Raw genomic sequence first — 20,099 nt, 5'->3', positions numbered from 1 at the left:
GTGGAGTCGGAGACCCGCTCCCGTGTGGAGGAGCGTCAGGCGCCGACGTGCCGTTCGTGCCAGGAGAGGGCGCTCTGATCGGTCAGGCTCGCGATCTGGTCGACGACGACGCGACGGCGTTCCGCATCGGACCCGGCTGCCCGCCAGTCCGCCGCGAAGCCGACGTCGAGGGCCGACTCCCCGAGCGCGAACACCGCGTCCGACAGTTCGATGAGGATCTCCCGCTGCCGGACGTACAGCGGCTGGCGGGAGTCGCTGTACATCACGAACGCGGCCACGATCCCCTTGAGGAGGGCGATCTCGGCCTGGATGCCGTGAGGCACCACGACGTCAGCCCCGAAACGCACGAGGCTGGCCTGCGGGAACGCCTCCCGGGTGGCCGCGGTCGCCGCACCGGCGAACCGACCGATCATCTGGCTCGTGAAGTTCTTGAGCCGACCGAGGTCGCGCCGGGAGCCGTCCCAGGCGGTGATCCAGGTGTGCGAGGACTGCAGCCGGTCGAAGGCGGCGGCGAGGTCGTCGTGGGTGAAGTCGTCGCCGGCCCAGGACAGCGCGGTGTCGATGAGGCGGTCGTGTCCTGCGCGGGCGTTCAGGAACGCCGGGTCGATGTACTCCCCGACCACGGCGTCCTCGAAGTCGTGCACGGAGTAGGCGATGTCGTCCGCGAGGTCCATGACCTGCGCCTCGACGCAGCGGACGCGCTCGGGAGCACCGGCTCGCAACCAGCGGAAGGCCGCCGAGTCCTCGTCGAAGAACCCGAACTTGGCGCGACCACCGGGATCCGGCACCGACTGCGCGGCCGGCCACGGGTACTTGCAGCTGGCGTCGAGGCTCGCGCGGGTGAGGTTCAGACCGTACGGCTCGCCGTCGGGACCGAAGACCTTGGATTCGAGGCGCGTGAGGATCCGCAGGGTCTGCGCGTTGCCCTCGAACCCGCCGATCGCGGCGGACCAGTCGTTGAGGGCTCGTTCGCCGTTGTGACCGAACGGCGGGTGACCGAGGTCGTGTGCGAGGCACGCCGTGTCGACGACGTCCGGAGCGAGGTCGAGGCTGGCCGCCAGCTCGCGACCGACCTGAGCCACCTCGAGCGAGTGCGTCAGCCGGTTCCGGGCGAAGTCGACCCCACTCGTCGGGCTGAGCACCTGGGTCTTGGCGGCGAGTCGCCGGAGGGCACTGGAGTGCAAGAGCCGTGCACGATCGCGGGCGAAGTCGGAGCGTCGCGTCGAGTGGTGCTCGGGCATCCAGCGTTCTTCGTCGTGCAGGGTGTAGCCGTCCCGGTCCATGGAGACGCTCCCCTGCTCGATGATGCTATCCGCCACTGTGGTCCAGTTCCGCTCCCGCGATCTCGGTCTGCTCGTCGGCTCCCAGCGACTGCGAGTCGAGCCAGCCGTACGGTAGTGCCGGTCGTTTCGGCGTACCGGCGCGCCCGCGCTGGCCTTCGGCCGCGGCGCCCGGGTACGGGGCCGTCCAGTCGAGGGTCGCCAGCAGGTCGTCGAGCTGGTCGAGCGACTCCACGGTCGCGAGGCTCGCGCGGAGGTCGCCGCCGACCGGGTAGCCCTTGAAGTACCAGGCGACGTGCTTCCGGATGTCGCGGCAGCCGCGCTCCTCGCTCTCGAAGAACTCGGCCAAGAGCTCGGCATGACGCCGGAACGCGGCCGCGACGTCGCCGAGGGACGGCTCCGCCTTGCCGCCCTCGCCGGCGAACGCCGAGCTGAGGTCGCCGAAGAGCCAGGGGCGACCGAGGCAACCGCGGCCCACGACGACGCCGTCGCAGCCCGTCTCGTCGACCATCCGGAGCGCGTCCTCGCCCGACCAGATGTCGCCGTTCCCGAGGACCGGCACCGAGGTGACCGTCTCCTTGAGCTTGGTGATCGCCGACCAGTCCGCGTGGCCGGAGTAGAACTCGGCGGCGGTCCTGGCGTGCAGCGCGATCGACGCCACACCGGCGCCCTCGGCGATCCGGCCGGCCTCGAGGTAGGTGAGGTGGTCGGAGTCGATGCCCTTGCGCATCTTGATCGTGAGCGGGACGTCGCCGGCGGCACGGACAGCGCCCTCGACGATGTCGCGGAAGAGCCCGGTCTTCCAGGGCAGCGCCGCTCCCCCGCCCTTGCGGGTGACCTTGGGCACCGGGCAGCCGAAGTTGAGGTCGATGTGGTCGGCGCGATCCTCGGCGACGAGCATGGTGACGGCCTCGGCCACCGTCTTCGGGTCGACGCCGTAGAGCTGGATGGAGCGGAGCGTCTCGCTCTCGTGGTGCTGGATGAGCCGCATGGTCTCCGGCGTGCGTTCGACGAGCGCACGGGAGGTGATCATCTCGCTGACGTACAGTCCGGCTCCGTATTCACGGCACAGACGACGGAACGCCGTGTTGGTGATCCCGGCCATTGGGGCGAGCACGACCGGCGAGTCGAGCACGATGGGCCCGATCGCGAGGCTCGGGCGCTGCGAGAGCGTGGTAGGAAGAGACATCACCCTCGATTCTCCCAGATGATCGGCGCTCCCGCGCCCAGTGAGGACCACATGTCAGACGTCGTCCCGCCCGCCGACCTCCAGCCACCCGGCCGCGAGCGCGTCCGAGCAGCGGCCGCCGCACTCGGTCTCGACGTGGAGCTGGTCGAGCGACCGCCCGCGCGCAGTCTCCACGAGGCGGCGGAGCTACTCGGCATCGAGCCAGCGGACATCGTCAAGACGATCGTCGTGAAGCGTCGCAGCGGCGACTACCTCTTCGCCCTCGTGCCCGGCGGCCGCAAGATCTCCTGGCCGCCGTTCCGCACGCTGCTCGGTGTGAACAAGCTCGCGATGCCGGACGCGGCGACCGCGTTCCAGGCGACCGGCTATGAGCGCGGCACCATCACCGTCCTCGGTGCGAGCGCTCCACTCCCCGTCTACGCGGACGAGCGCATCCTCGAGCGCGGTGGGCGCATCTCGATCGGCGCCGGCGAGCACGGGTGGAGCGCCTTCGTCGACGCGGCGGAGTACCTCACCGCCGTCGGCGCCGTCACCGCGGACCTCACCGAGCCGGAGGACCCTCAGTCCTGAGCCTGCTCCGGCGGGAGCACGAGGCAACTGTCGCCCTCGCAGACGACGGCGTCGCCCCCGAGGAGTCGGAGCGCCGGCCGGACCGTCGCCGGCGGCTGATCACCGACGCTGCGCTCAGGGGACGTCGTCTCCGTGCTCACGCCTGCACCGGCTCGGTGCTCGCGCGTTCGGTCCAGACCTGCTCGAGGACCTGGGTGAACGCGGCCGCCTCCTGCGCCCCGGACACCCCGTAGGCGCCGTCGATGACGAAGAAGGGGACGCCCTGGATGCCGTACCCCTGTGCCGTCGCCTGGTCCTCGCGGACCGCCTGCGTGTACTGGCCGGATTCCAGCGCCGAGACCACGGCGGACCGGTCGAGCCCCACCTCGACGGCGAGGTCGGCGAGGTCCTCGATGCGACCGACATGGCGGCCCTCGGTGAAGTAGGCCCGCAGGAGGCGCTCGGTCATCTCGAGCTGCTTCCCCTCCGCCTTGGCGAGGTGCAGCAGTTCATGCGCCTTCACCGTGTTCGTGTGCTGGAGGATGCCGAAGTCGTACTCGAGACCGGCGTCCGAGGCGATCCCCGTCACCCGATCGAGCATCTGCTGCACCTGGTCGGCCGGCATGCCCTTGTGCTTCACGAGGAAGTCGATCTCGGTGCCGTCGAAGTCGACCGGGGTGTCGGGTGCCAGCTCGAAGGAGTGGTACTCGACCTCGACCTCGCGTCCGTCGCCGAGCTGTGCGAACTCCGCCGCACCCCGCTCGAACTTGCGCTTGCCGATGTAGCACCACGGGCAGGCGATGTCGGACCAGATGTCGATCTTGATGGGTTCACTCATGTCAGGGCCAACCACCGACACCTGCCGGTCATTCCCCCGAAGGCGTCGGGGCGTCGGGCACGTCGCGCGCCCCGCCGAAGCGGCGGTCGCGTCCGGCGTACCGCTCGACGGCCTCCCAGAGCTGACGCCGCCCGAAGTCGGGCCAGAGGGTGTCGAGGAAGACCATCTCCGCGTAGGCCGACTGCCACAGCTGGAAGTTGCTGGTGCGCTGCTCCCCGGAGCTCCGGACGAAGAGGTCGACATCCGGGAGGTCGGGTAGGTAGAGCCGGCTCTGGACGAGACGCTCCGAGACGGCCGACGGCTTGATGCGGCCGGCGGCGACGTCGTCGGCGATGCTGCGGACCGCGTCGACGATCTCGTTGCGCCCGCCGTAGTTGACGCACATGGTGAGCGTCAGGCGGTCGTTGCCGCGCGTCAGCTCTTCCGCCGTCTGGAGCTCCTTGATGACCGAGGTCCACAACCGCGGCCGACGCCCCGACCAGCGCACGCGCACGCCCCACTCGTTCAGTTGGTCGCGCCGTCGATGGAGCACCTCGCGGTTGAACCCCATGAGGAAGCGGACCTCGTCGGGCGAGCGCTTCCAGTTCTCCGTCGAGAACGCGTACACCGACAGGTGTTTGATGCCGAGTTGCAGGGCACCGGCCACGACGTCGAGGAGTGCGGCCTCGCCAGCCTTGTGCCCTTCGACGCGCGTGAGTCCGCGTCGGTTCGCCCACCGGCCGTTGCCGTCCATGACGATCGCGACGTGCGACGGCACCTCACCCTTCGCGAACTCGGGCGGGACCTCGCCCGTCCAATCGATCGGTTTGAACGGCACCGCGTCGCGGTGGGTGTAGGGCTTCGGGGTCATCCGCGGCTCCGATCCTGTTCGAGGTGCGCGAGCGACCGCAGGCCGCGCTCCAGATGCCACTGCGCGTAGGCGGCGGTGAACCCGCTCGCCCGTGAGGCCGTCTGCTCGGCGGCGCCCTCCGCGTACTCCCAGTCGCCGGAGAGCAGTGCTCCGAGGAGCGAGAGGGTGTCGGTGTCGAGGCGAGGGCTCCCCGAGGGCGCGCAGTCGTCGCACACGACCCCGCCGAGCTGCACGACCACGTGCGAGTACTCACCCTCCGTGCCGCACCTCGAGCAGGCGCCGAAGCTCGGTGCCCAACCGGCGAGCGAGAACGCCCGGAGCAGGTAGGAGTCGAGGGTGAGCCGCGGACCGTGCTCATGCTTCGAGAGCGACCGCAGAGCGCCGACGAGCAGCAGGTATTGCTGCAGGGAGCCCTCGGACTCCGTCAGGCGATCGGCCGCCTCGACCATCGCGCTGGCGGCCGTGTAGCTCCCGTAGTCGGCGCTGATCTCGGCGCCGTACGAACCGAGCGACTCGGCCTGGGTGATGGTGTCGAGGCTCCGGCCCTCGTAGAACTGGACGTCGGCGACCATGAACGGCTCGAGCCGGGACCCGAACTTCGAGCCGGTGCGACGGACACCCTTGGCGACCGCCCGGATCTTGCCCCTGCTGCGTGAGAGCATGGTGACGATGCGATCGGCCTCGCCGAGCTTGTGGGTCCGCAACACCACCACTTCGTCTCGATATACCGGCACGCATCGATTATCCCGCCTCGCACCGACAACGTGACCCGGGAACCGCCGTCGGGGATCGAAGGAGTGCCTGGAGAGATGAAGCCGTGAACGAGGTCCTCTTCGTCGTTCCGCTGTGGGTCGACCTCTCGGCGGTCGCGATCGGCGCTGTCCAGGGCGCGATGTTCGCGGCCAGATTCCAGGATCGTCAGCTCGACTGGCTCGGCGTCGCCATCATCGGCGTCGTCGTCGGACTCGGTGGCGGTCTGATCCGCGACATCCTCCTCGGACAGGTGCCGGCGTCCCTTCAGAACAACTGGTACCTCCCCGTCGCCTCGGGAGCCGCACTGCTCGGGATGTTCCTGCTGCGCACCATCACGAGGCTCGGGCCCGTCATCATCGGTCTCGACGCCCTGACGATCGGCATGTTCGGAGCGATCGGCTCCACCAAGGCTCTGGCAGCCGGCTTGCCGGTCATCCCGGCGATCTTCGTCGGAACGGTCTCAGCCGTCGGCGGATCGGTGCTCCGCGACGTCATGCTCGGTGTCCCCGTCGCCCTCATGCACGTCGGGTCGCTCTACGCCGTGGCGGCCGCGGTCGGGACCGCCCTCCTCGTCCTCGCCGTGACTTTCGGTGCGCCGCTCGGGATCGCGGCCATCGTCGGCGTCTCCTCGACCGCGGTGATCCGCCTCCTGGCCGTCCGGTTCGGGTGGACGTTGCCGGAGCAGCGCCAGATCGGCGGATGGCGGATCTGGCGCCGCTCGACCCGCGGCTGAGTCGTCTCACTCGACCGCGAGTGCCGCCACGGGTGCGATCCGGGTCGCCCGACGGGACGGTGCCACCGAGGCCACAGCCGTGAGGAGTGCGGCGAGCACGACGATCACGGCGACGATGGCCCACGGGATGACCGGGAAGATCAACCCGGGTGAACCGTTGATCGCGCCGAGCATCGACTGGGCACCGGCCCAGCCGTAGAACGTCCCGAGGACCAGGCCGACGACGACGGCCGCGATGGTCAGCTGCGCCGCCTCGATCACGATCATCCGACGGATCTGCGCCGCCGAGAATCCGAGTGCGCGAAGCAGTCCGAGTTCGCGGGTGCGCTGCAGGACGCTGAGCGAGAGGTTGTTGACCATCCCGACCGCGGCGATGAGCGCGCTCAGCCCGATGAGGGCGGAGAAGACGCCGACGGTCGTCGCGACCACGGCCTGCGTGCCCTCGTAGACCTCCGGATTCGCAGCCTGTGCGTTCAGCACGAACTCCTGGAAGTTGGTCGCTGCGACCGCGAACATGGTCACGAGGGTCACGCCGATCACGAGTCCGATCGTCGTGCGTGAACTGCGCTCCGGGTAGCGGACGGCGTTCTCGGCGGCGAGTCGAGCCGTCGCGGAGGTGCCGAACAGCCGGCCGACCAGCCGCAGTGCCGGCGGCATCACGAGGTGCGCACCGAGCACGAGGCCTGAGAAGGAGACGATCCCGCCGACGATGCCGATGAGCACGCCGAGCGGAGACACGAGCCCGACGCCGACACCGGCGAGCAGGAGCAGGACACCGACCACGAAGAGACCGATCGCGACCGCGTTCCGGGCGGGCCGCGCGGTGGCCTCCTCCCGGCTCAACTCCTGCGATCCTCCGATCGCCTGCATCGGGGTGACCGTCAGGACGCGACGTGCGCCGATCCAGGACGCGAGCCAGGTGGTCAGGACGACTGCGACGACGGGCAGGAGCACGGCCGGTTCGACGACCGCGTACGGCAGCTCGGGCAGCACACCGGTCGCGACCCCGATTCGCACGAGCGCGAAGGTCGCCAGGAGCCCGAGGATGAGCCCGGCTCCCCCGCCGAGCAGGCCGACGACGACGCCCTCCTTCGCGACGGCGCGACGCTGCGATCGCGCCGTCGAACCGATCAGGCGGAGCAGCGCGATCGTCCTCGTCCGCCCGGCGACGATCGTGGCGAACGTGTTCGCCGTGACGATCGCACCGACGTACACCGCCAACGAGACGAACACCGCGGCCGCGAGGATGAGCATGATGACCACGGTGCCGCTGGACCCCGTGACGTCATCGGCCAGGATGAAGGTCGAGAGCACACTCGTCACCATGAGCAACAGGACGCCGAACGAGGCGCTCAGCGTCGCGACGAGGAGGCTCGCGCGATGCTCGCGGGCCCGGGGCCCGAGATCCGCCCGGCTCATGCCGCACGCTCCATGCCGAGCATGAGCGCGGAGATCTGCTCGGCGGTCGATCGGGGCCGGTCCTCGACCACCCGGCCGTCCGCGAGGAACACGATCCGGTCCGCGTAGCTCGCGGCGATCGGGTCGTGTGTCACCATCGCGATGCTCTGCCCGTACTCGGTGCTGGCCGCCGCCAGCAGGGCCAGGACGCTCCGCCCGGTGCGGGAGTCGAGGTTGCCGGTCGGTTCGTCCGCGAACAGCAGCTCGGGTCGCGTCGCCAGGGCACGCGCGATCGCGACGCGCTGCTGTTGTCCGCCCGAGAGTTCGTGCGGGCGGTGCCCGAGTCGGGAGGCGAGTCCGAGCGTGCTCACGAGGACGTCGATCCAACTCTGCTCCTCACCGGTCGGACGGCGGGCGTCGAGTTCGAAGGGCAGTCGGATGTTGGCCGCGACGTCGAGGGTCGGGACCAGGTTGAAGGCCTGGAACACGAACCCGACACGACGCCGACGAAGGATGGTGAGCTGCCCGTCGTCGAGGTCCGTGATGTCCTGGTCGCCGAGGCGCACCCGCCCCGCGGTGGCCTGGTCGAGGCCGGCCATGATGTGCATGAGCGTCGACTTGCCCGAGCCGCTCGGGCCCATGATGGCGGTGAACCGGCCCCGCTCGATCTCGAGGTCGACGCCGTCGAGGGCGACGACCTGGTTCTCGGCGGGTCCGTAGCTCTTCCGGAGTCCGTGGACGCTGGCGACGACGGACGGCTGTGCTGAAGTGGTCATACTCCGAAGCTACGGAGAGAGCTGCCGGGTGCGCGTCGGGCGCACGAGCGACCCGGGTACATCGCGGGGATGATCCTCGATCACTCCGCGGGTGCGTGCCGAACCGCGGTCAGACCAACCCGTGCTCGAAGGCGAACACGACGAGCTGGACCCGGTCGCGCACCTCGAGCTTCGCGAAGATCCGGCTGATGTGGGTCTTCACGGTCGCCTCGCTGAGGAACTCGGCGGCGGCGATCTCGGAGTTGCTCAGCCCGCGCGCCGCGAGGAGGAAGATCTCGCGCTCGCGCGCAGTGAGCTCGGCATAGCGCTGCGGTGCGGCCGGAGCGGCCGGCGCCTGCTGGAAGTGCTCGAACAGCTCGCGGGTGGCCGACGCGGCGATGACCGCGTTCCCGGCGTGGACGGTGCGGATCGCTGCGAGCAGGAACTCCGGCTCCGCGTCCTTGAGCAGGAACCCGCTCGCGCCTGCTCGGATGGCCGTCGCGGCCGCCTCGTCGAGGTCGAAGGTGGTCAGTACGACGATCCGAGGACGCTCGCCCCCGCGCGCGTCCGCCTCCGCCAGGATCGTCTTCGTCGCCTCGATCCCGTCCATGACCGGCATCCGGACGTCCATGAGGATGACCTGCGGACGTGTCCGTGCGGCCAGCTCGACCGCTTGACGCCCGTCGGAGGCCTCGCCGACGACGCGGAGGTCCGGCTGCGAACCGATGAGCATGCGGATCCCGCCTCGGAACAGCGCCTGGTCGTCGACCAGCGCGATCGTGATCGCCCCCGCTGCCGTCGCGTCACTCGGATCGGTCATCTCGTCACTCCCACCGTCGCGTACGGGATCGATGCGTAGACGGTGAAGAGACCGTCCACCAGGGTCGTCCCGAACCTGCCGCCTGCCAGCGTAGCGCGCTCGTTCATCCCGGCGAGTCCGTGCCCCGTGCCGGCCTTCGGCGGTTCGACCTTCGCCCGGTTGACGACCCAGAGCTGCAGCTCGGGTCCGGTCCAGTCGAGATGGACGTCGATCGGCCCACGATGGTCGCCGTGTCGGAGCGCGTTCGTGAGCGCTTCCTGGATGATCCGGTACACGGCCAGCTGCGCGCCGGTCGCGACCGGTCGTTCCTGGCCGTGACTCTGGACCACCACGTCCAGTCCGGCTCCTCGCAGCTGCTCGTAGAGCCGGTCGAGGTCGGCCATGACCGGCTGCGGGCCCTCGGTCTGTTGGAACCGCAATTGCGCGAGCAACACCCGGACGTCCGCGAGGGCCTCGCGGGAGATGCTCGAGATCGTCCGCAACGCCTGGTCGGCTGAGTCCGGGTCTGCGGCCAGCGCATATCGGGCACCGTCGGCCTGCGCGATGACGACGGCGAGGGAGTGCGCGACCACGTCGTGCATGTCGCGCGCGATCCGGTTGCGCTCCTGCTCGACGGCGACGTCGCGCTCGGCCAGCAGCTGCGCCTGTCGGCTCTCGCGGGCGAGCCGCCAGGTGCGCATGAGCACACCTGCGGTCCAAGCGAGGCCGAAGAAGGCGGCGAACGCGAGGAACATGAACAGCCCGACCGTCACCTGCGCGACCGGTGTCATGTCGTTCGCCAGACCGAAGGTGCTGATCTCAGCGGAGAGGTTGGAGGTCCAGCTCGGGACGACGATCACATAGAACGCGATGAGCGCGGCTCCGACGAACGCGGAGGCGAAGGAGATCCAGCGCAGGGCCCGTCCGCCGTAACTCGCCGCGGCGTAGAGCACGACCGGGATCGCGAAGTTCGCGGGGTCGGGTGCCAGGAGGAGCAGCATCTGCGCCAGCGCCGTGACCCAGGCGACGGCGAGGGATATCCCGGGAGCCAGGCGGCGGAGGGCGAGCGCCACGCACATGCCGAGCAGGACGATGACGTACTGGGTCGGCCGAGCGGCGTATGCCGCGAACGTGACGAGGAACAGCACCGAGGGCAGCGCGATGTCGAGGGCAAGTTGGCCGGGTCGGAGCGAGCGGAGCATCCCCCAACCGTACGACCTGGCGGTCGCTCACCCCGTCCTGACGCGGGAAGATCATCCTCCGGGTGTACGCCGGAGGACAGCGCTGCGCCGGATCGACCCGAAGGCCGACCCGGCGCAGTGGGTTCGTCAGATGGAGGCCAGTTCCCGGGCCTCGACCTGCGTGCGCACGGCGCGATTGACTGCCGAGACGACGGCCTTGAGCGAGGCGGTCGCGATGTCGCCGTCGATGCCGACGCCCCAGAGGCGCTGGTCGTTGACCTGGAGCTCGACGTAGGCGGCCGCCTCGGCGTCGCCTCCGGCGCTCAGTGTGTGCTCGACGTAGTCGTACAGCGTGACCTCGATGCCGCGGCCGGAGAGCAGGTTGAGGAAGGCCGCGATCGGGCCGTTGCCGGTCGACGTGCGCTCCTCGACCTGCTCGCCGTCGCGAAGGGCGACCTCTAGGACCACGGTGCCGGCGAGGTCGCTCGACGTCTTCGTGGACTGCAGTTCGAACCGACCCCACTTGGCGTCCGCGACCGCTGCCGGAAGGTACTCGTCCTGGAAGATCGACCAGATCTGGCCGCTCGTCACCTCGCCGCCCTCGGCGTCGGTCTTCGCCTGGACGACGCCGGAGAACTCGATCTGCAGGCGACGCGGCAGGTCGATCGCGTGATCGGTCTTGAGCAGGTAGGCGACGCCGCCCTTGCCCGACTGCGAGTTCACCCGGATGACCGCCTCGTAGCTGCGCCCCAGGTCCTGCGGATCGACCGGCAGGTACGGCACGGCCCACTCGAGGTCGGCGACGTCCTTGCCCTGCGAGACGGCGTCGACGGACATCGCCTCGAAGCCCTTCTTGATCGCGTCCTGGTGCGAACCGCTGAACGCGGTGAAGACGAGGTCGCCCGCCCACGGGCTCCGCTCGTGCACCGGCAGCTGGTTGCAGTGCTCGGCCGTCCGCTTGACCTCGTCGATGTCGCTGAAGTCGATCTGTGGGTCGACACCCTGCGTGAACATGTTGATGCCGAGCGCGACGAGGTCGACGTTGCCGGTCCGCTCGCCGTTCCCGAAGAGGCACCCCTCGATCCGGTCGGCGCCGGCCAGGTAGCCGAGCTCGGCCGCCGCGATCGCGGTCCCACGGTCGTTGTGCGGGTGCAGCGAGATGATGATGTTCTCGCGGTTGGCCAGGTTGCGGCTCATCCACTCGATCGAGTCCGCGTAGACGTTCGGCGAGGCCATCTCGACCGTCGACGGCAGGTTGATGATGACCTTGCGGTCGGGGGTCGCCTCGAGGACCTCGACCACCTGGTTGCAGATGTCGACGGCGAACTCGAGCTCGGTACCGGTGTAGCTCTCCGGCGAGTACTCGTAGTAGATCTGCGTCCCGGGGACCGTCGACTCCATCTCGCGACACTTCCGGGCGCCGTGGAGGGCGAGGTCGATGATGCCCTGCTTGTCACTGCGGAACACGACGTCTCGCTGCAGGATGCTCGTCGAGTTGTACAGGTGCACGATCGCCTGCTTCGCGCCGCGCAGCGACTCGTAGGTGCGTTCGATGAGGTGGTCGCGGGCCTGGGTCAGCACCTGGATGGTGACGTCCTCGGGGATCGCACCCTCGTCGATGAGGCTGCGGACGAAGTCGAAGTCGGTCTGGCTCGCGCTCGGGAACCCGACCTCGATCTCCTTGTAGCCCATCTTCACGAGCAGGTCGAACATGATGCGCTTGCGCTCCGGGCTCATCGGGTCGATGAGGGCCTGGTTGCCGTCGCGGAGGTCGACGGCGCACCAGCGCGGGGCCTCGGTGATCCGACGGTCAGGCCACGTGCGATCGGGCAGCGAGACGTCGAACTGGTCCTGGTAGGCGCGGTAGCGATGGACCGGCATGCCTGATGGTGTCTGGGTGTTCTTCATGATCCTGGGATCTCCTCGTGGGATTGGGGGTGAGCCAATGACGAACTCCGCGACGAGGGAGGCCTGGAACTAGGACTCGTCGCGGCAGCTAAGGAGGAGCAGACCGGAGAACACGTCGTCAGCATAGCACTCCCCCGGCGCGGTCGATCAGGTGACCAGCGAGGCGAGGTCTCGCACGGACACGTCGGGGAGGTACGCGCGCCCGACCGCGATGCCGATCGCCGGCAGGGTCAGCGGGTCCGCGTAGCCGAGGACGAGGGGACGCTCCTCCGGCTGGAACTTCCCCTTGAAGGCGAGGAGCGAGCGGAACCCGTAGACGGGTTCGAGCACGTTCCCGAGGTAGGTCAGGACCCGGTCGATCCCGTCCGTCTCCGGCTGCTCGGTGCTCTTCGAGCGCGCGAGTGGAGCCCCGGAGAGGCTCATCTCCTCGATGCCATCCTCCTTGAACCGCGCTGCGGCCTCGGCGATGAGGAACTCCATGACGCCGTTCACACCGTCCGTCCGACGCCGCATGAAGTCGAGGGTCCAACCGACCAGCTCACCACCGCGCCGCACCGGGAGCCAGCTCGTGACGCCGTGCAGCCGTCCTTGCTCGTCGACCGCGAGCAGGAGCCGGACCTCCTCGTCGACGAGCTCGTCGATCCCGCCGAGGGTGAACCCCATCTCGGGCAGCTTCCGCTCGGCGACCCACTCCTCGGAGATCTCGGCGATCTGCGCCGCGAGCCCGACGCCGAGCGCCCCGTAGGTCGACCAGACGGCGGTGATCCCCGCGCGGTCGGCCCGGTTGACGGAGGATCTGATGTCCTGCCAGCGCTTGCCGACCATGCTCCAGCCCTGCGGGTGCAGGACCGTCTCCTCGGCGACCTGGATGGTGCGCCAACCGATCCGGTGGAGCGCTCCTGCGGTCTCCTCGTCCACGCTGTACAACGCCACCGTCAGGCCCGAGTCCTCGCAGTGCTCGATGAACCGCTCGAGGACCCCCTGCTCGTGCCGGTCCCTCCCGAAGAAGCCGCCCGTCGTGACCGCGACCCCGGCGACGATCCGGTAGGCGACACCCGCGCTGCGCTCCGGATCGAACCAGGTGAGGTTGCCCGGCCAGGTGGCCATGTGCCCGATGGAGTCGCTGCCCTCGGCCAGGAGCTCGCGCAGGCGGCGCTCGTCTGCCGGCGCGATGGCGTTCGCGACCCGGCTCAGCGGCCAGACCGCGCCGAGCAGGATGATGCTCCACCAGACGGGTCCGACGGCGTGGAACACCACGCCGGTGAGCGGGGCGACCGGCACGAAGCCCGGGAGGACGTTCCGCAGGTACGCGGCGGGGACGAAACGCTCCGGCGCCGCGCGGAGGACCTCCCACACGTCGGGCCGCGGCGAGAATCCTCCGGGTTGCAGCAGTGCGACGACCACGAAGAGCGCGGCGAGCACGATCCATGACACGCCGACCAGGGCGAGGTACCCCCAGGCACTGCGCCGGGTGGCCCGCACGGGGAACCCACGACGGAGCACGACCAGGAGCGCCGCCACGACGAGCGGGAGGAGGATCGCCGCCCACAGCGCTATCGCGATCTCGACAGACCGCTGCTGCGCGCCGTGCCCCGTCCCGAGCAACGGCGAGGGGTGCCCCGTCGGGTGGAGCCGCACCCCCGCCCCGAGCGACAGCGCACTCAGGACGGCGAAGGACACCATGATCGCCGTGGCGAACCAGACCGCGAAGCGTCTGCCGCGGAGCAGGCCCCATGCAGCGAAGAGCAGGGCGATCATGGGAACCACCGACAGGAGCACCGCTCCGAAGCCGTCGACGCGAACCAGCGTGAGGTCGCGCAGGCACTGTGCTGACACGCCGACCGTACGGCATTGGCCGATGACCCGTCCGGCGTCCGGGATGTTCTGTTCGAGCAGGAGCACGAGCGGCGCGAGCGGACCGAGGTGCCGGCCGGACAGGAAGGTGATGAGCGGTCCGACGCCCATCATCGCGACCACCGATGCCAGGAGCACCCGGGTCTCGTGGTGCGAGCTCCGCACGCGTCGGACCGACGGGGTCACCCCGGCGAGCACGATCCCGAGCAGGACGCCGACCAGCGCTGCGAACAGCCGCGCGAGATCCTGCGGGAGTCCCGAATACAGCAGCACGATCAGGGCACCGACGACGACGAACGCGCGGATCCGTCGACGCCAGAGCGGCCCGTGGAACGCACTCGACGCGGCGAGGGCGCCGAGCGCGCCGGCCACGGGGTCGAATGCCACGATGCGGGCGACCTCGCCGCTCCAGAACTCGCCACCGAGCGTGCCGAGGACTTGGAGCCCGATGGCGAGCGCGTTCCCGGCGACCGCGGTCACGAGCACCGCCAGGAGCGTCTTGACCGCGCCGAACCGTCGCTCGGCGAGCACCAGTGCGGGGACACCGATCAGCAGGAATGCGAGGAGCCCGAGCACCCCGTCGGTTCCCAGAGCACCGGTCAGGAGCGCCCACCAGTGTCCGTCGACCACGACCTGCTCGTACCCCACGCCGGCCGCCTCGCGGATCGCCGACCGCCAGGCGGGCGTCGCCACGGGCGGCGTGCGCCACACGAACGCACTGACCACGAGCACCAGCGCCGTGATCCCGATGCTCATCGGCACCGACCGGATCACGCCGGTCACGAGTCGACCGAACGGCGTCGCCCTCCCCGCGCGCATCAGGCGAGCCCGAATCGTGCTGCGATCACGGGGAGCGCTCGCTCGAACACCGTGTGGACGGTGTGCCAGTCGTGCGCCGTCCCGTCGGAGACGAAGGTCGTCGTCCGCATGCCGGCTGCCGAAGCCATCGCGGCGACGCGCCGGACGCCGGGACCGTAGCGGCTGTCGTCGCTGCCGTAGCCGAAGACGCCGACGGTGTCCGCGTACGGGGTGTGTGCGGCGAGGATCGCGGAGGGGGCCGCGGCCTCGTACGCCGTCGCCGACCCGCCGAAGCCCTGTGCGATCGTCGTCGGTCCGATGGACGGGACGACCTCCCCCGAGATGTCGAGGATGCCGCCGTAGCGTTCGGGGTGCGCGGCGCCGAGCTGGATGGAACAGGTCCCTCCCTGCGAGAACCCGGCGATGAACCAGTCCGTCCGCGAGGCGGACACCGGGAGGTGCGCCGAGATCCACGCGGGGACGTCGACCGTGAGGTAGCTCGCCGAGTTGCCGAGCGGCCCGTCGACGCACATCGGGTTGCGGTCCGGAGCGCCGAGCTGATCGGGCACGACCACGATCGGTGCGAGACCCGCATGCGAGGCGGCGAAGCGGTCGAGGATCCCCGCGATGCCCGCCGAGGCGAACAGGTCGGCGGGCTCTCCCGGCTGACCGCTGAACGCCTCGATGACCGGCAGTGCCGGCGGGTGTGCGGTCAGGGCGGCCGGTGGCAGGTAGACGAGCGCGTCCCGGTGGGCGAACCCGGAGGTCGTCGCCGGGATGTCCACGTGTTCGACCCGCCCGCCGCTCGGCAGGTCGGCGGGTCGCTGCCACGCCGTCGTCGTCCCTCGGGCGGCCGGCAGGGCCGAGAACGACTGGTACGGGCTGATCCCCAGCGCCGCCCGCACCGTCGCGAACTCACCGAAGTCCTGGTTCACGCCGATCGCCCCGATGAGCAGGAAGACCGGGACCGCGAGGCTCGCCACGACGACCCGCCACGCCCGGGTCCGCACGATCGCGGCGATCGCGAGGGCGGCACCGGCGAACCCGACCGCCGCCCACGCACGGGTGACCGGCGTCAGTTCGATCCCGAAGACGTCGAGCACGTCACCGAGCAACCAGGCCGTGGCATAGGCGAGGAGCGCCCCGCCGCTCGCCACGAGCAGCATCGTCAGCCAACCGCGAACCGTTCGGCGCCCGGTCAACAGGATGATCGCCAGGACGACGGCAGCACCGCTGACCCAGACGAGGAGCTCCGGACGATCCAGCCTGATGGCCAGCAACCAGTCGAACACTCGGACTCCTTCTCGCGACCCCGAGGACCAGTATGTCCGTGCGCTCGCGAGCCTGTCGGCCAGACGTCGGGTTCCACAGCGGGCCCAAAGCGGACACGCAAGTCACGTTCAGGTAACGGAGGACTCCCGCACGGATCCGCGCGGGCCCGCAGCGCCGACGATCGACCGGATCCGGGTCAGAATCCCAGGCGACCGAGCAGTTTCGGGTCGCGCTGCCAGTCCTTCGCGACCTTGACGCGGATGGAGAGGAAAACCCTCGATCCGACGAGTGGCTCGATCCCGGCGCGGGCCCGGGCCCCGACGTCGCGAAGCCTGGAGCCGCCCTTCCCGATGATGATCGCCTTCTGGCTGTCGCGCTCCACGAACACGTTCGCGTAGATGTCGAGCAGGTCGGTCCCCTCGCGCGGGATCATGTCGTCGATGGTCACCGCGAGCGAGTGAGGCAGCTCGTCCTGGACACCCTCGAGCGCGGCTTCACGGATGAGCTCCGACACGCGGTCGACGACCGTCTCGTCAGTGGTGGCCTCGGCCGGGTAGAGGCGTTCCGAGAGCGGCATGAGCTTCGTCACCTCGGTGACGAGGATGTCGAGCTGGTCGTCGGTCACCGCTGACAGCGGGATGACGGCGTCCCAGTCCCGGAGCTCCGAGATCGCGAGCAGCTGCTCGGCGATCGTCGTCCGGCTGGCGGTGTCGGTCTTCGTGACGATCGCCACCTTCTTGGCGCGCGGGAAGCCGTCGAGCGACTCGTTGATGAAGCGGTCGCCGGGGCCGAGCTTCTCATTGGCGGGGATGCAGAACCCGATGACGTCGACGTCGGAAAGAGTGGACTGCACGAGGTCGTTCAGCCGTTGGCCGAGCAGGGTGCGGGGGCGGTGGATGCCGGGGGTGTCGACGACGATGAGCTGGCCGTGGTCGCGGTGCACGACTCCGCGGATCGCGCGACGTGTGGTCTGCGGCTTCGAGCTCGTTATCGCGACCTTCTCGCCGACGAGGGCGTTGGTCAGCGTGGACTTGCCGACGTTCGGACGCCCGACGAAGGACAGGAACCCCGCTCGGAAGTCGGACGGAGGGGTGGTGTCGCTCATGGGTGCTCCCGGTGGTCGGTGGACGCCTGCTGGGCGTCCTGCAGCTGGTCGTCGCGCTGGGCGATGACGGTGAGGATGCGTCCCCGCCGCCCCTCGACGCGCTCGGCGGTGAGTTCGAGGCCGTTGGTCGACACCGTCGATCCGACGACGGGCAGCCGACCGAGGGCCTTCGCGAGAAGGCCGCCGACGGAGTCGACGTCGTCGTCGTCGAGTTCGAGGCCGAACAACTCCCCCAGCTCGTCGACCGGCAGGCGGGCGTCGACCCGGAACCGTCCGTCGTGCAGATCGGTGATCTCGGGGGTGTCGGTGTCGTACTCGTCGGAGATGTCGCCGACGAGTTCCTCGATGAGGTCCTCGAGGGTGACGAGACCGGAGATGCCGCCGTATTCGTCGACGACCATCGCGATGTGGTTGGACTCCTTCTGCATCTGCTGCAGGAGCGAATCGGCCTTCTTGGACTCGGGGACGAAGCTCGCCGGCCGCAGAAGCGGCTCGATCGAGCCCACCTCGGTGACGCCGTCGCCACCGAACATCGCCCGCACCAGGTCCTTCAGGTACAGGATGCCGACCAGGTCGTCGATGTCGCCGTCGCTGACGGGCGCCCTTGAGATCCCCGTCTCCAGGAACACCTCGAGCGCCTCGCGGACGCTGAGATCGCGCTGCAGGCTCACGAGGTCGGTGCGCGGGATCATCACCTCGCGGACGAGCGTCTCGTTGAACTCGAAGATCGAGTGGATGAGCTCGCGGTCGTCCTCTTCGAGGACCGAGTGCGCGGCGGCCTCGTCGACCATGCTCAGCAGTTGCTCCTCCGAGGTGAAGGAGACCGAACGGGGCAGCCCCGGGGTCACCCGGTTGCCCAGGGAGACGAGGACGTTCGCGACCGGGCCGAGGACCACGCGTGCGGCACGGATGGCGGGGGCACTGAAGCGCAGCACTCCGCTCGCGTGGGTCCGCCCGACGCCTCGCGGGCTCGCACCGACGAGCACGAAGGAGGTGCCGGTCATGATGACGACCGCGAGGACGAGGACGAGCCACAACTCGTCGATCGACGAGGCCAGTGCGAGGGTGACGAGGACGGCGGCCGTGGTCTCGGCCAGGATCCGGATGAAGTTGATCGCGTTGACGTGCGCACCCGGATCGGCTGCGATGGCGCGGAGCGCGGATCCCGAGCGGGCGCCCTCTGCCAGGTCGAGGATGTCCGCGCCCGACTGGACGCCGATCGCGGCGTCGGCTGCGGCCATGAGACCCGCGAACGCGACGAGCAGGAACGCGACGATGACGAAGACGGCGACGAGGGACATCAGCTGGTGCGTCGTCTCTCCTGGAGCGCGAAGGCGAGGAGGATGTCCCGCTGGATGCCGAACATCTCCTTCTCCTCGTCGGGCTCCGCGTGGTCGTACCCGAGCAGGTGGAGCACACCGTGGCAGGTGAGGAGCTGGAGTTCGTCCATCGTCGAGTGCTTCGCGGCGGCCGCCTGGGTCTCGGCGACCTGCGGGCAGAGCACGATGTCGCCGAGCAGCCCGGGTGGCGTCGGGTTCTCCTCGGTGCCGGGACGGAGCTCGTCCATGGGGAAGCTCAGGACGTCGGTCGGTCCGGGCTCGTCCATCCACTGGACGTGCAACTGCTCCATGGCGCCCTCGTCGACCAGGACGATGGCGAGCTCGGCATCGGGGCTCACGTGCATCGCGTCGAGCGCGAACGACGCCAGGGCGAGGATGCGCGATTCGTCGACGGCGACGCCGGACTCGTTGTTGATCTCGATGGTCATGAGCGTCCTCGCTTCGGCTGGTGGTCTCTGGCTGCGCCGCGACGCTCGGCACGGTTGGCGAACTCGGCGGCCTGCTCGCGCTCGAACCGCTGCGCCTGTCGGACGGCGTCGTACTCGCCGTACGCGTCGACGATCCGGCCGACGAGGGTGTGGCGGACGACGTCCTCGCTCGTGAGGTGGGCGAAGTGGATGTCGTCGACGTCCTTGAGCACGCGGGTCACGAGTCGCAGACCGGACGCACCGGTCGGCAGGTCGATCTGCGTGACGTCGCCGGTGACGACGATCTTGGATCCGAACCCGAGCCGGGTGAGGAACATCTTCATCTGCTCGGGCGTGGTGTTCTGCGCTTCGTCGAGGACGATGAACGAGTCGTTGAGGGTCCGGCCGCGCATGTAGGCGAGCGGTGCGACCTCGATCGTGCCGGCCGCGAGCAGCTTCGGGACGATCTCCGGGTCCATCATCTCGTTGAGCGCGTCGTAGAGCGGACGCAGGTACGGGTCGATCTTGTCCGTCAACGTGCCCGGGAGGTACCCGAGTCGCTCGCCGGCCTCGACGGCCGGGCGCGTCAGGATGATCCGGTTGACCTCCTTGCGCTGCAGAGCCTGCACCGCCTTCGCCATCGCGAGGTACGTCTTGCCGGTACCGGCGGGGCCGATACCGAACACGATCGTGTTCTCGTCGATCGCGTCGACGTACGCCCGCTGCCCGACGGTCTTCGCCTTGATCGTCTTGCCACGCGAGGTGAGGATGACCTGCCCGAGCACCTCCGACGGGGATGCCGAGCCGTCCTGCCCGAGCATGCGGGCGGAGGTGCTGACCTCCGCCGGCCCCGGGTCGTGTCCTTCTCGGACCATGGTGATGAGTTCCTCTACGAGTCGTCTGGCGGCGGCGGCCTGCGGCGCCGGGCCGGTGATGGTGATCTCATTGCCGCGCACGTGCACCGAGACACCGGGGTGTTCGCGCTCGACGGTCGTCAGGAGTCGATCCTGTGGGCCGAGCAGACGGACCATGGCGAGCCCGTCCACCAGTAGGACGTGCTCGACCTCCTCCGGCCGCGCGGCGGCGGGGC

19 protein-coding genes are annotated in these 20,099 nt (G+C 69.7%); 2 read left to right on the top strand and 17 right to left on the bottom strand.

The window, feature by feature from the left end; genetic code table 11:
• Positions 1-35: 35 nt before the first annotated feature.
• Positions 36-1,283, bottom strand: a complete 1,248-nt coding sequence (locus B9Y95_RS04270) for a deoxyguanosinetriphosphate triphosphohydrolase (protein ID WP_085511054.1) — start codon at positions 1,281-1,283, stop codon at positions 36-38.
• A gap of 25 nt (positions 1,284-1,308) precedes the next feature.
• Positions 1,309-2,469, bottom strand: coding sequence for a tRNA dihydrouridine synthase DusB (gene dusB / locus B9Y95_RS04265; protein ID WP_085510729.1), 1,161 nt, complete (start codon positions 2,467-2,469; stop codon positions 1,309-1,311).
• Between the two features lie 51 nt (positions 2,470-2,520).
• Between dusB and B9Y95_RS04260 the strand changes: the two genes are divergently transcribed.
• A complete protein-coding gene (locus tag B9Y95_RS04260) occupies positions 2,521-3,039 on the top strand; it encodes an aminoacyl-tRNA deacylase (protein ID WP_085511053.1) in 519 nt (172 codons plus the stop codon).
• On the opposite strand, the gene B9Y95_RS20615 is transcribed toward B9Y95_RS04260, so the two are convergent.
• The 4 genes from B9Y95_RS20615 to recO are packed head-to-tail and all read right to left on the bottom strand — an operon-like array spanning position 3,030 to position 5,440.
• Positions 3,030-3,179: a hypothetical protein gene (locus B9Y95_RS20615; RefSeq protein WP_159453327.1), complete on the bottom strand. Its 150-nt coding sequence runs from the start codon at positions 3,177-3,179 to the stop codon at positions 3,030-3,032. The genes B9Y95_RS04260 and B9Y95_RS20615 overlap by 10 nt on opposite strands.
• Positions 3,176-3,856, bottom strand: coding sequence for a DsbA family oxidoreductase (locus B9Y95_RS04255; RefSeq protein WP_085510728.1), 681 nt, complete (start codon positions 3,854-3,856; stop codon positions 3,176-3,178). Before B9Y95_RS04255 ends, B9Y95_RS20615 begins: the two co-directional genes overlap by 4 nt.
• Before the next feature lie 28 nt (positions 3,857-3,884).
• A complete protein-coding gene (locus B9Y95_RS04250; RefSeq protein ID WP_085510727.1) occupies positions 3,885-4,706 on the bottom strand; it encodes an isoprenyl transferase in 822 nt (273 codons plus the stop codon).
• Positions 4,703-5,440, bottom strand: a complete 738-nt coding sequence (gene recO, locus B9Y95_RS04245) for a DNA repair protein RecO (RefSeq protein WP_085510726.1) — start codon at positions 5,438-5,440, stop codon at positions 4,703-4,705. Before recO ends, B9Y95_RS04250 begins: the two co-directional genes overlap by 4 nt.
• An 83-nt stretch (positions 5,441-5,523) precedes the next feature.
• Here recO and B9Y95_RS04240 point away from each other — a divergent pair, with 83 nt between their 5' ends.
• The gene (locus B9Y95_RS04240) at positions 5,524-6,192 is read left to right on the top strand and encodes a trimeric intracellular cation channel family protein (RefSeq protein WP_079705760.1); all 669 of its coding nucleotides are present in this window, start codon (positions 5,524-5,526) and stop codon (positions 6,190-6,192) included.
• Positions 6,193-6,198: 6 nt separating this feature from the next.
• Here B9Y95_RS04240 and B9Y95_RS04235 read toward each other — a convergent pair whose 3' ends face one another.
• The 11 genes from B9Y95_RS04235 to B9Y95_RS04185 form a co-directional block, all read right to left on the bottom strand.
• The gene (locus tag B9Y95_RS04235) at positions 6,199-7,611 is read right to left on the bottom strand and encodes an ABC transporter permease (protein WP_085510725.1); all 1,413 of its coding nucleotides are present in this window, start codon (positions 7,609-7,611) and stop codon (positions 6,199-6,201) included.
• Positions 7,608-8,366, bottom strand: coding sequence for an ABC transporter ATP-binding protein (locus B9Y95_RS04230; RefSeq protein WP_085510724.1), 759 nt, complete (start codon positions 8,364-8,366; stop codon positions 7,608-7,610). Before B9Y95_RS04230 ends, B9Y95_RS04235 begins: the two co-directional genes overlap by 4 nt.
• Positions 8,367-8,475: 109 nt before the next feature.
• Entirely contained in the window at positions 8,476-9,165 is a 690-nt protein-coding gene (locus B9Y95_RS04225; protein WP_079705757.1) for a response regulator, read from the bottom strand.
• On the bottom strand, positions 9,162-10,346 hold the full coding sequence (locus B9Y95_RS04220) for a sensor histidine kinase (protein ID WP_085510723.1): 1,185 nt from the start codon (positions 10,344-10,346) through the stop codon (positions 9,162-9,164). Before B9Y95_RS04220 ends, B9Y95_RS04225 begins: the two co-directional genes overlap by 4 nt.
• Positions 10,347-10,472: 126 nt before the next feature.
• Positions 10,473-12,233 carry a 2-isopropylmalate synthase gene (gene leuA, locus B9Y95_RS04215; RefSeq protein ID WP_079705755.1) on the bottom strand — a complete coding sequence of 587 codons (1,761 nt, stop codon included), beginning with the start codon at positions 12,231-12,233 and terminating at the stop codon, positions 10,473-10,475.
• A 147-nt stretch (positions 12,234-12,380) separates the two neighbouring features.
• Entirely contained in the window at positions 12,381-14,870 is a 2,490-nt protein-coding gene (locus B9Y95_RS04210) for a bifunctional lysylphosphatidylglycerol flippase/synthetase MprF (RefSeq protein ID WP_159453326.1), read from the bottom strand.
• Positions 14,871-14,905: 35 nt separating this feature from the next.
• Positions 14,906-16,177: an alpha/beta hydrolase gene (locus B9Y95_RS04205; RefSeq protein ID WP_085510721.1), complete on the bottom strand. Its 1,272-nt coding sequence runs from the start codon at positions 16,175-16,177 to the stop codon at positions 14,906-14,908.
• Positions 16,178-16,353: 176 nt separating this feature from the next.
• The gene (gene era, locus B9Y95_RS04200) at positions 16,354-17,262 is read right to left on the bottom strand and encodes a GTPase Era (protein ID WP_085510720.1); all 909 of its coding nucleotides are present in this window, start codon (positions 17,260-17,262) and stop codon (positions 16,354-16,356) included.
• Positions 17,259-18,563: a hemolysin family protein gene (locus B9Y95_RS04195; protein WP_064293632.1), complete on the bottom strand. Its 1,305-nt coding sequence runs from the start codon at positions 18,561-18,563 to the stop codon at positions 17,259-17,261. Before B9Y95_RS04195 ends, era begins: the two co-directional genes overlap by 4 nt.
• Positions 18,563-19,030 carry an rRNA maturation RNase YbeY gene (gene ybeY / locus B9Y95_RS04190; protein ID WP_079705750.1) on the bottom strand — a complete coding sequence of 156 codons (468 nt, stop codon included), beginning with the start codon at positions 19,028-19,030 and terminating at the stop codon, positions 18,563-18,565. The genes B9Y95_RS04195 and ybeY overlap by 1 nt, the downstream gene beginning before the upstream one ends.
• Positions 19,027-20,040: a PhoH family protein gene (locus tag B9Y95_RS04185; protein WP_234993996.1), complete on the bottom strand. Its 1,014-nt coding sequence runs from the start codon at positions 20,038-20,040 to the stop codon at positions 19,027-19,029. The genes ybeY and B9Y95_RS04185 overlap by 4 nt, the downstream gene beginning before the upstream one ends.
• Positions 20,041-20,099: the final 59 nt, after the last annotated feature.

The sequence above is a fragment of the Plantibacter flavus genome, assembly GCF_900177615.1.
Lineage (GTDB): Bacteria > Actinomycetota > Actinomycetes > Actinomycetales > Microbacteriaceae > Plantibacter > Plantibacter flavus.
This window is presented reverse-complemented; position numbering and strand designations above follow the sequence as displayed.

Bases quoted from the DNA above. Each gene is read 5' to 3' on its own strand.
- B9Y95_RS04270 (WP_085511054.1), bottom strand. From the start codon at position 1,283: ATGGACCGGGACGGCTACACCCTGCACGACGAAGAACGCTGGATGCCC.
- dusB (WP_085510729.1), bottom strand. From the start codon at position 2,469: ATGTCTCTTCCTACCACGCTCTCGCAGCGCCCGAGCCTCGCGATCGGG.
- B9Y95_RS04260 (WP_085511053.1), top strand. From the start codon at position 2,521: ATGTCAGACGTCGTCCCGCCCGCCGACCTCCAGCCACCCGGCCGCGAG.
- B9Y95_RS04255 (WP_085510728.1), bottom strand. From the start codon at position 3,856: ATGAGTGAACCCATCAAGATCGACATCTGGTCCGACATCGCCTGCCCG.
- B9Y95_RS04250 (WP_085510727.1), bottom strand. From the start codon at position 4,706: ATGACCCCGAAGCCCTACACCCACCGCGACGCGGTGCCGTTCAAACCG.
- B9Y95_RS04235 (WP_085510725.1), bottom strand. From the start codon at position 7,611: ATGAGCCGGGCGGATCTCGGGCCCCGGGCCCGCGAGCATCGCGCGAGC.
- B9Y95_RS04230 (WP_085510724.1), bottom strand. From the start codon at position 8,366: ATGACCACTTCAGCACAGCCGTCCGTCGTCGCCAGCGTCCACGGACTC.
- B9Y95_RS04225 (WP_079705757.1), bottom strand. From the start codon at position 9,165: ATGACCGATCCGAGTGACGCGACGGCAGCGGGGGCGATCACGATCGCG.
- B9Y95_RS04220 (WP_085510723.1), bottom strand. From the start codon at position 10,346: ATGCTCCGCTCGCTCCGACCCGGCCAACTTGCCCTCGACATCGCGCTG.
- leuA (WP_079705755.1), bottom strand. From the start codon at position 12,233: ATGAAGAACACCCAGACACCATCAGGCATGCCGGTCCATCGCTACCGC.
- era (WP_085510720.1), bottom strand. From the start codon at position 17,262: ATGAGCGACACCACCCCTCCGTCCGACTTCCGAGCGGGGTTCCTGTCC.
- B9Y95_RS04195 (WP_064293632.1), bottom strand. From the start codon at position 18,563: ATGTCCCTCGTCGCCGTCTTCGTCATCGTCGCGTTCCTGCTCGTCGCG.
- ybeY (WP_079705750.1), bottom strand. From the start codon at position 19,030: ATGACCATCGAGATCAACAACGAGTCCGGCGTCGCCGTCGACGAATCG.
- B9Y95_RS04185 (WP_234993996.1), bottom strand. From the start codon at position 20,040: ATGGTCCGTCTGCTCGGCCCACAGGATCGACTCCTGACGACCGTCGAG.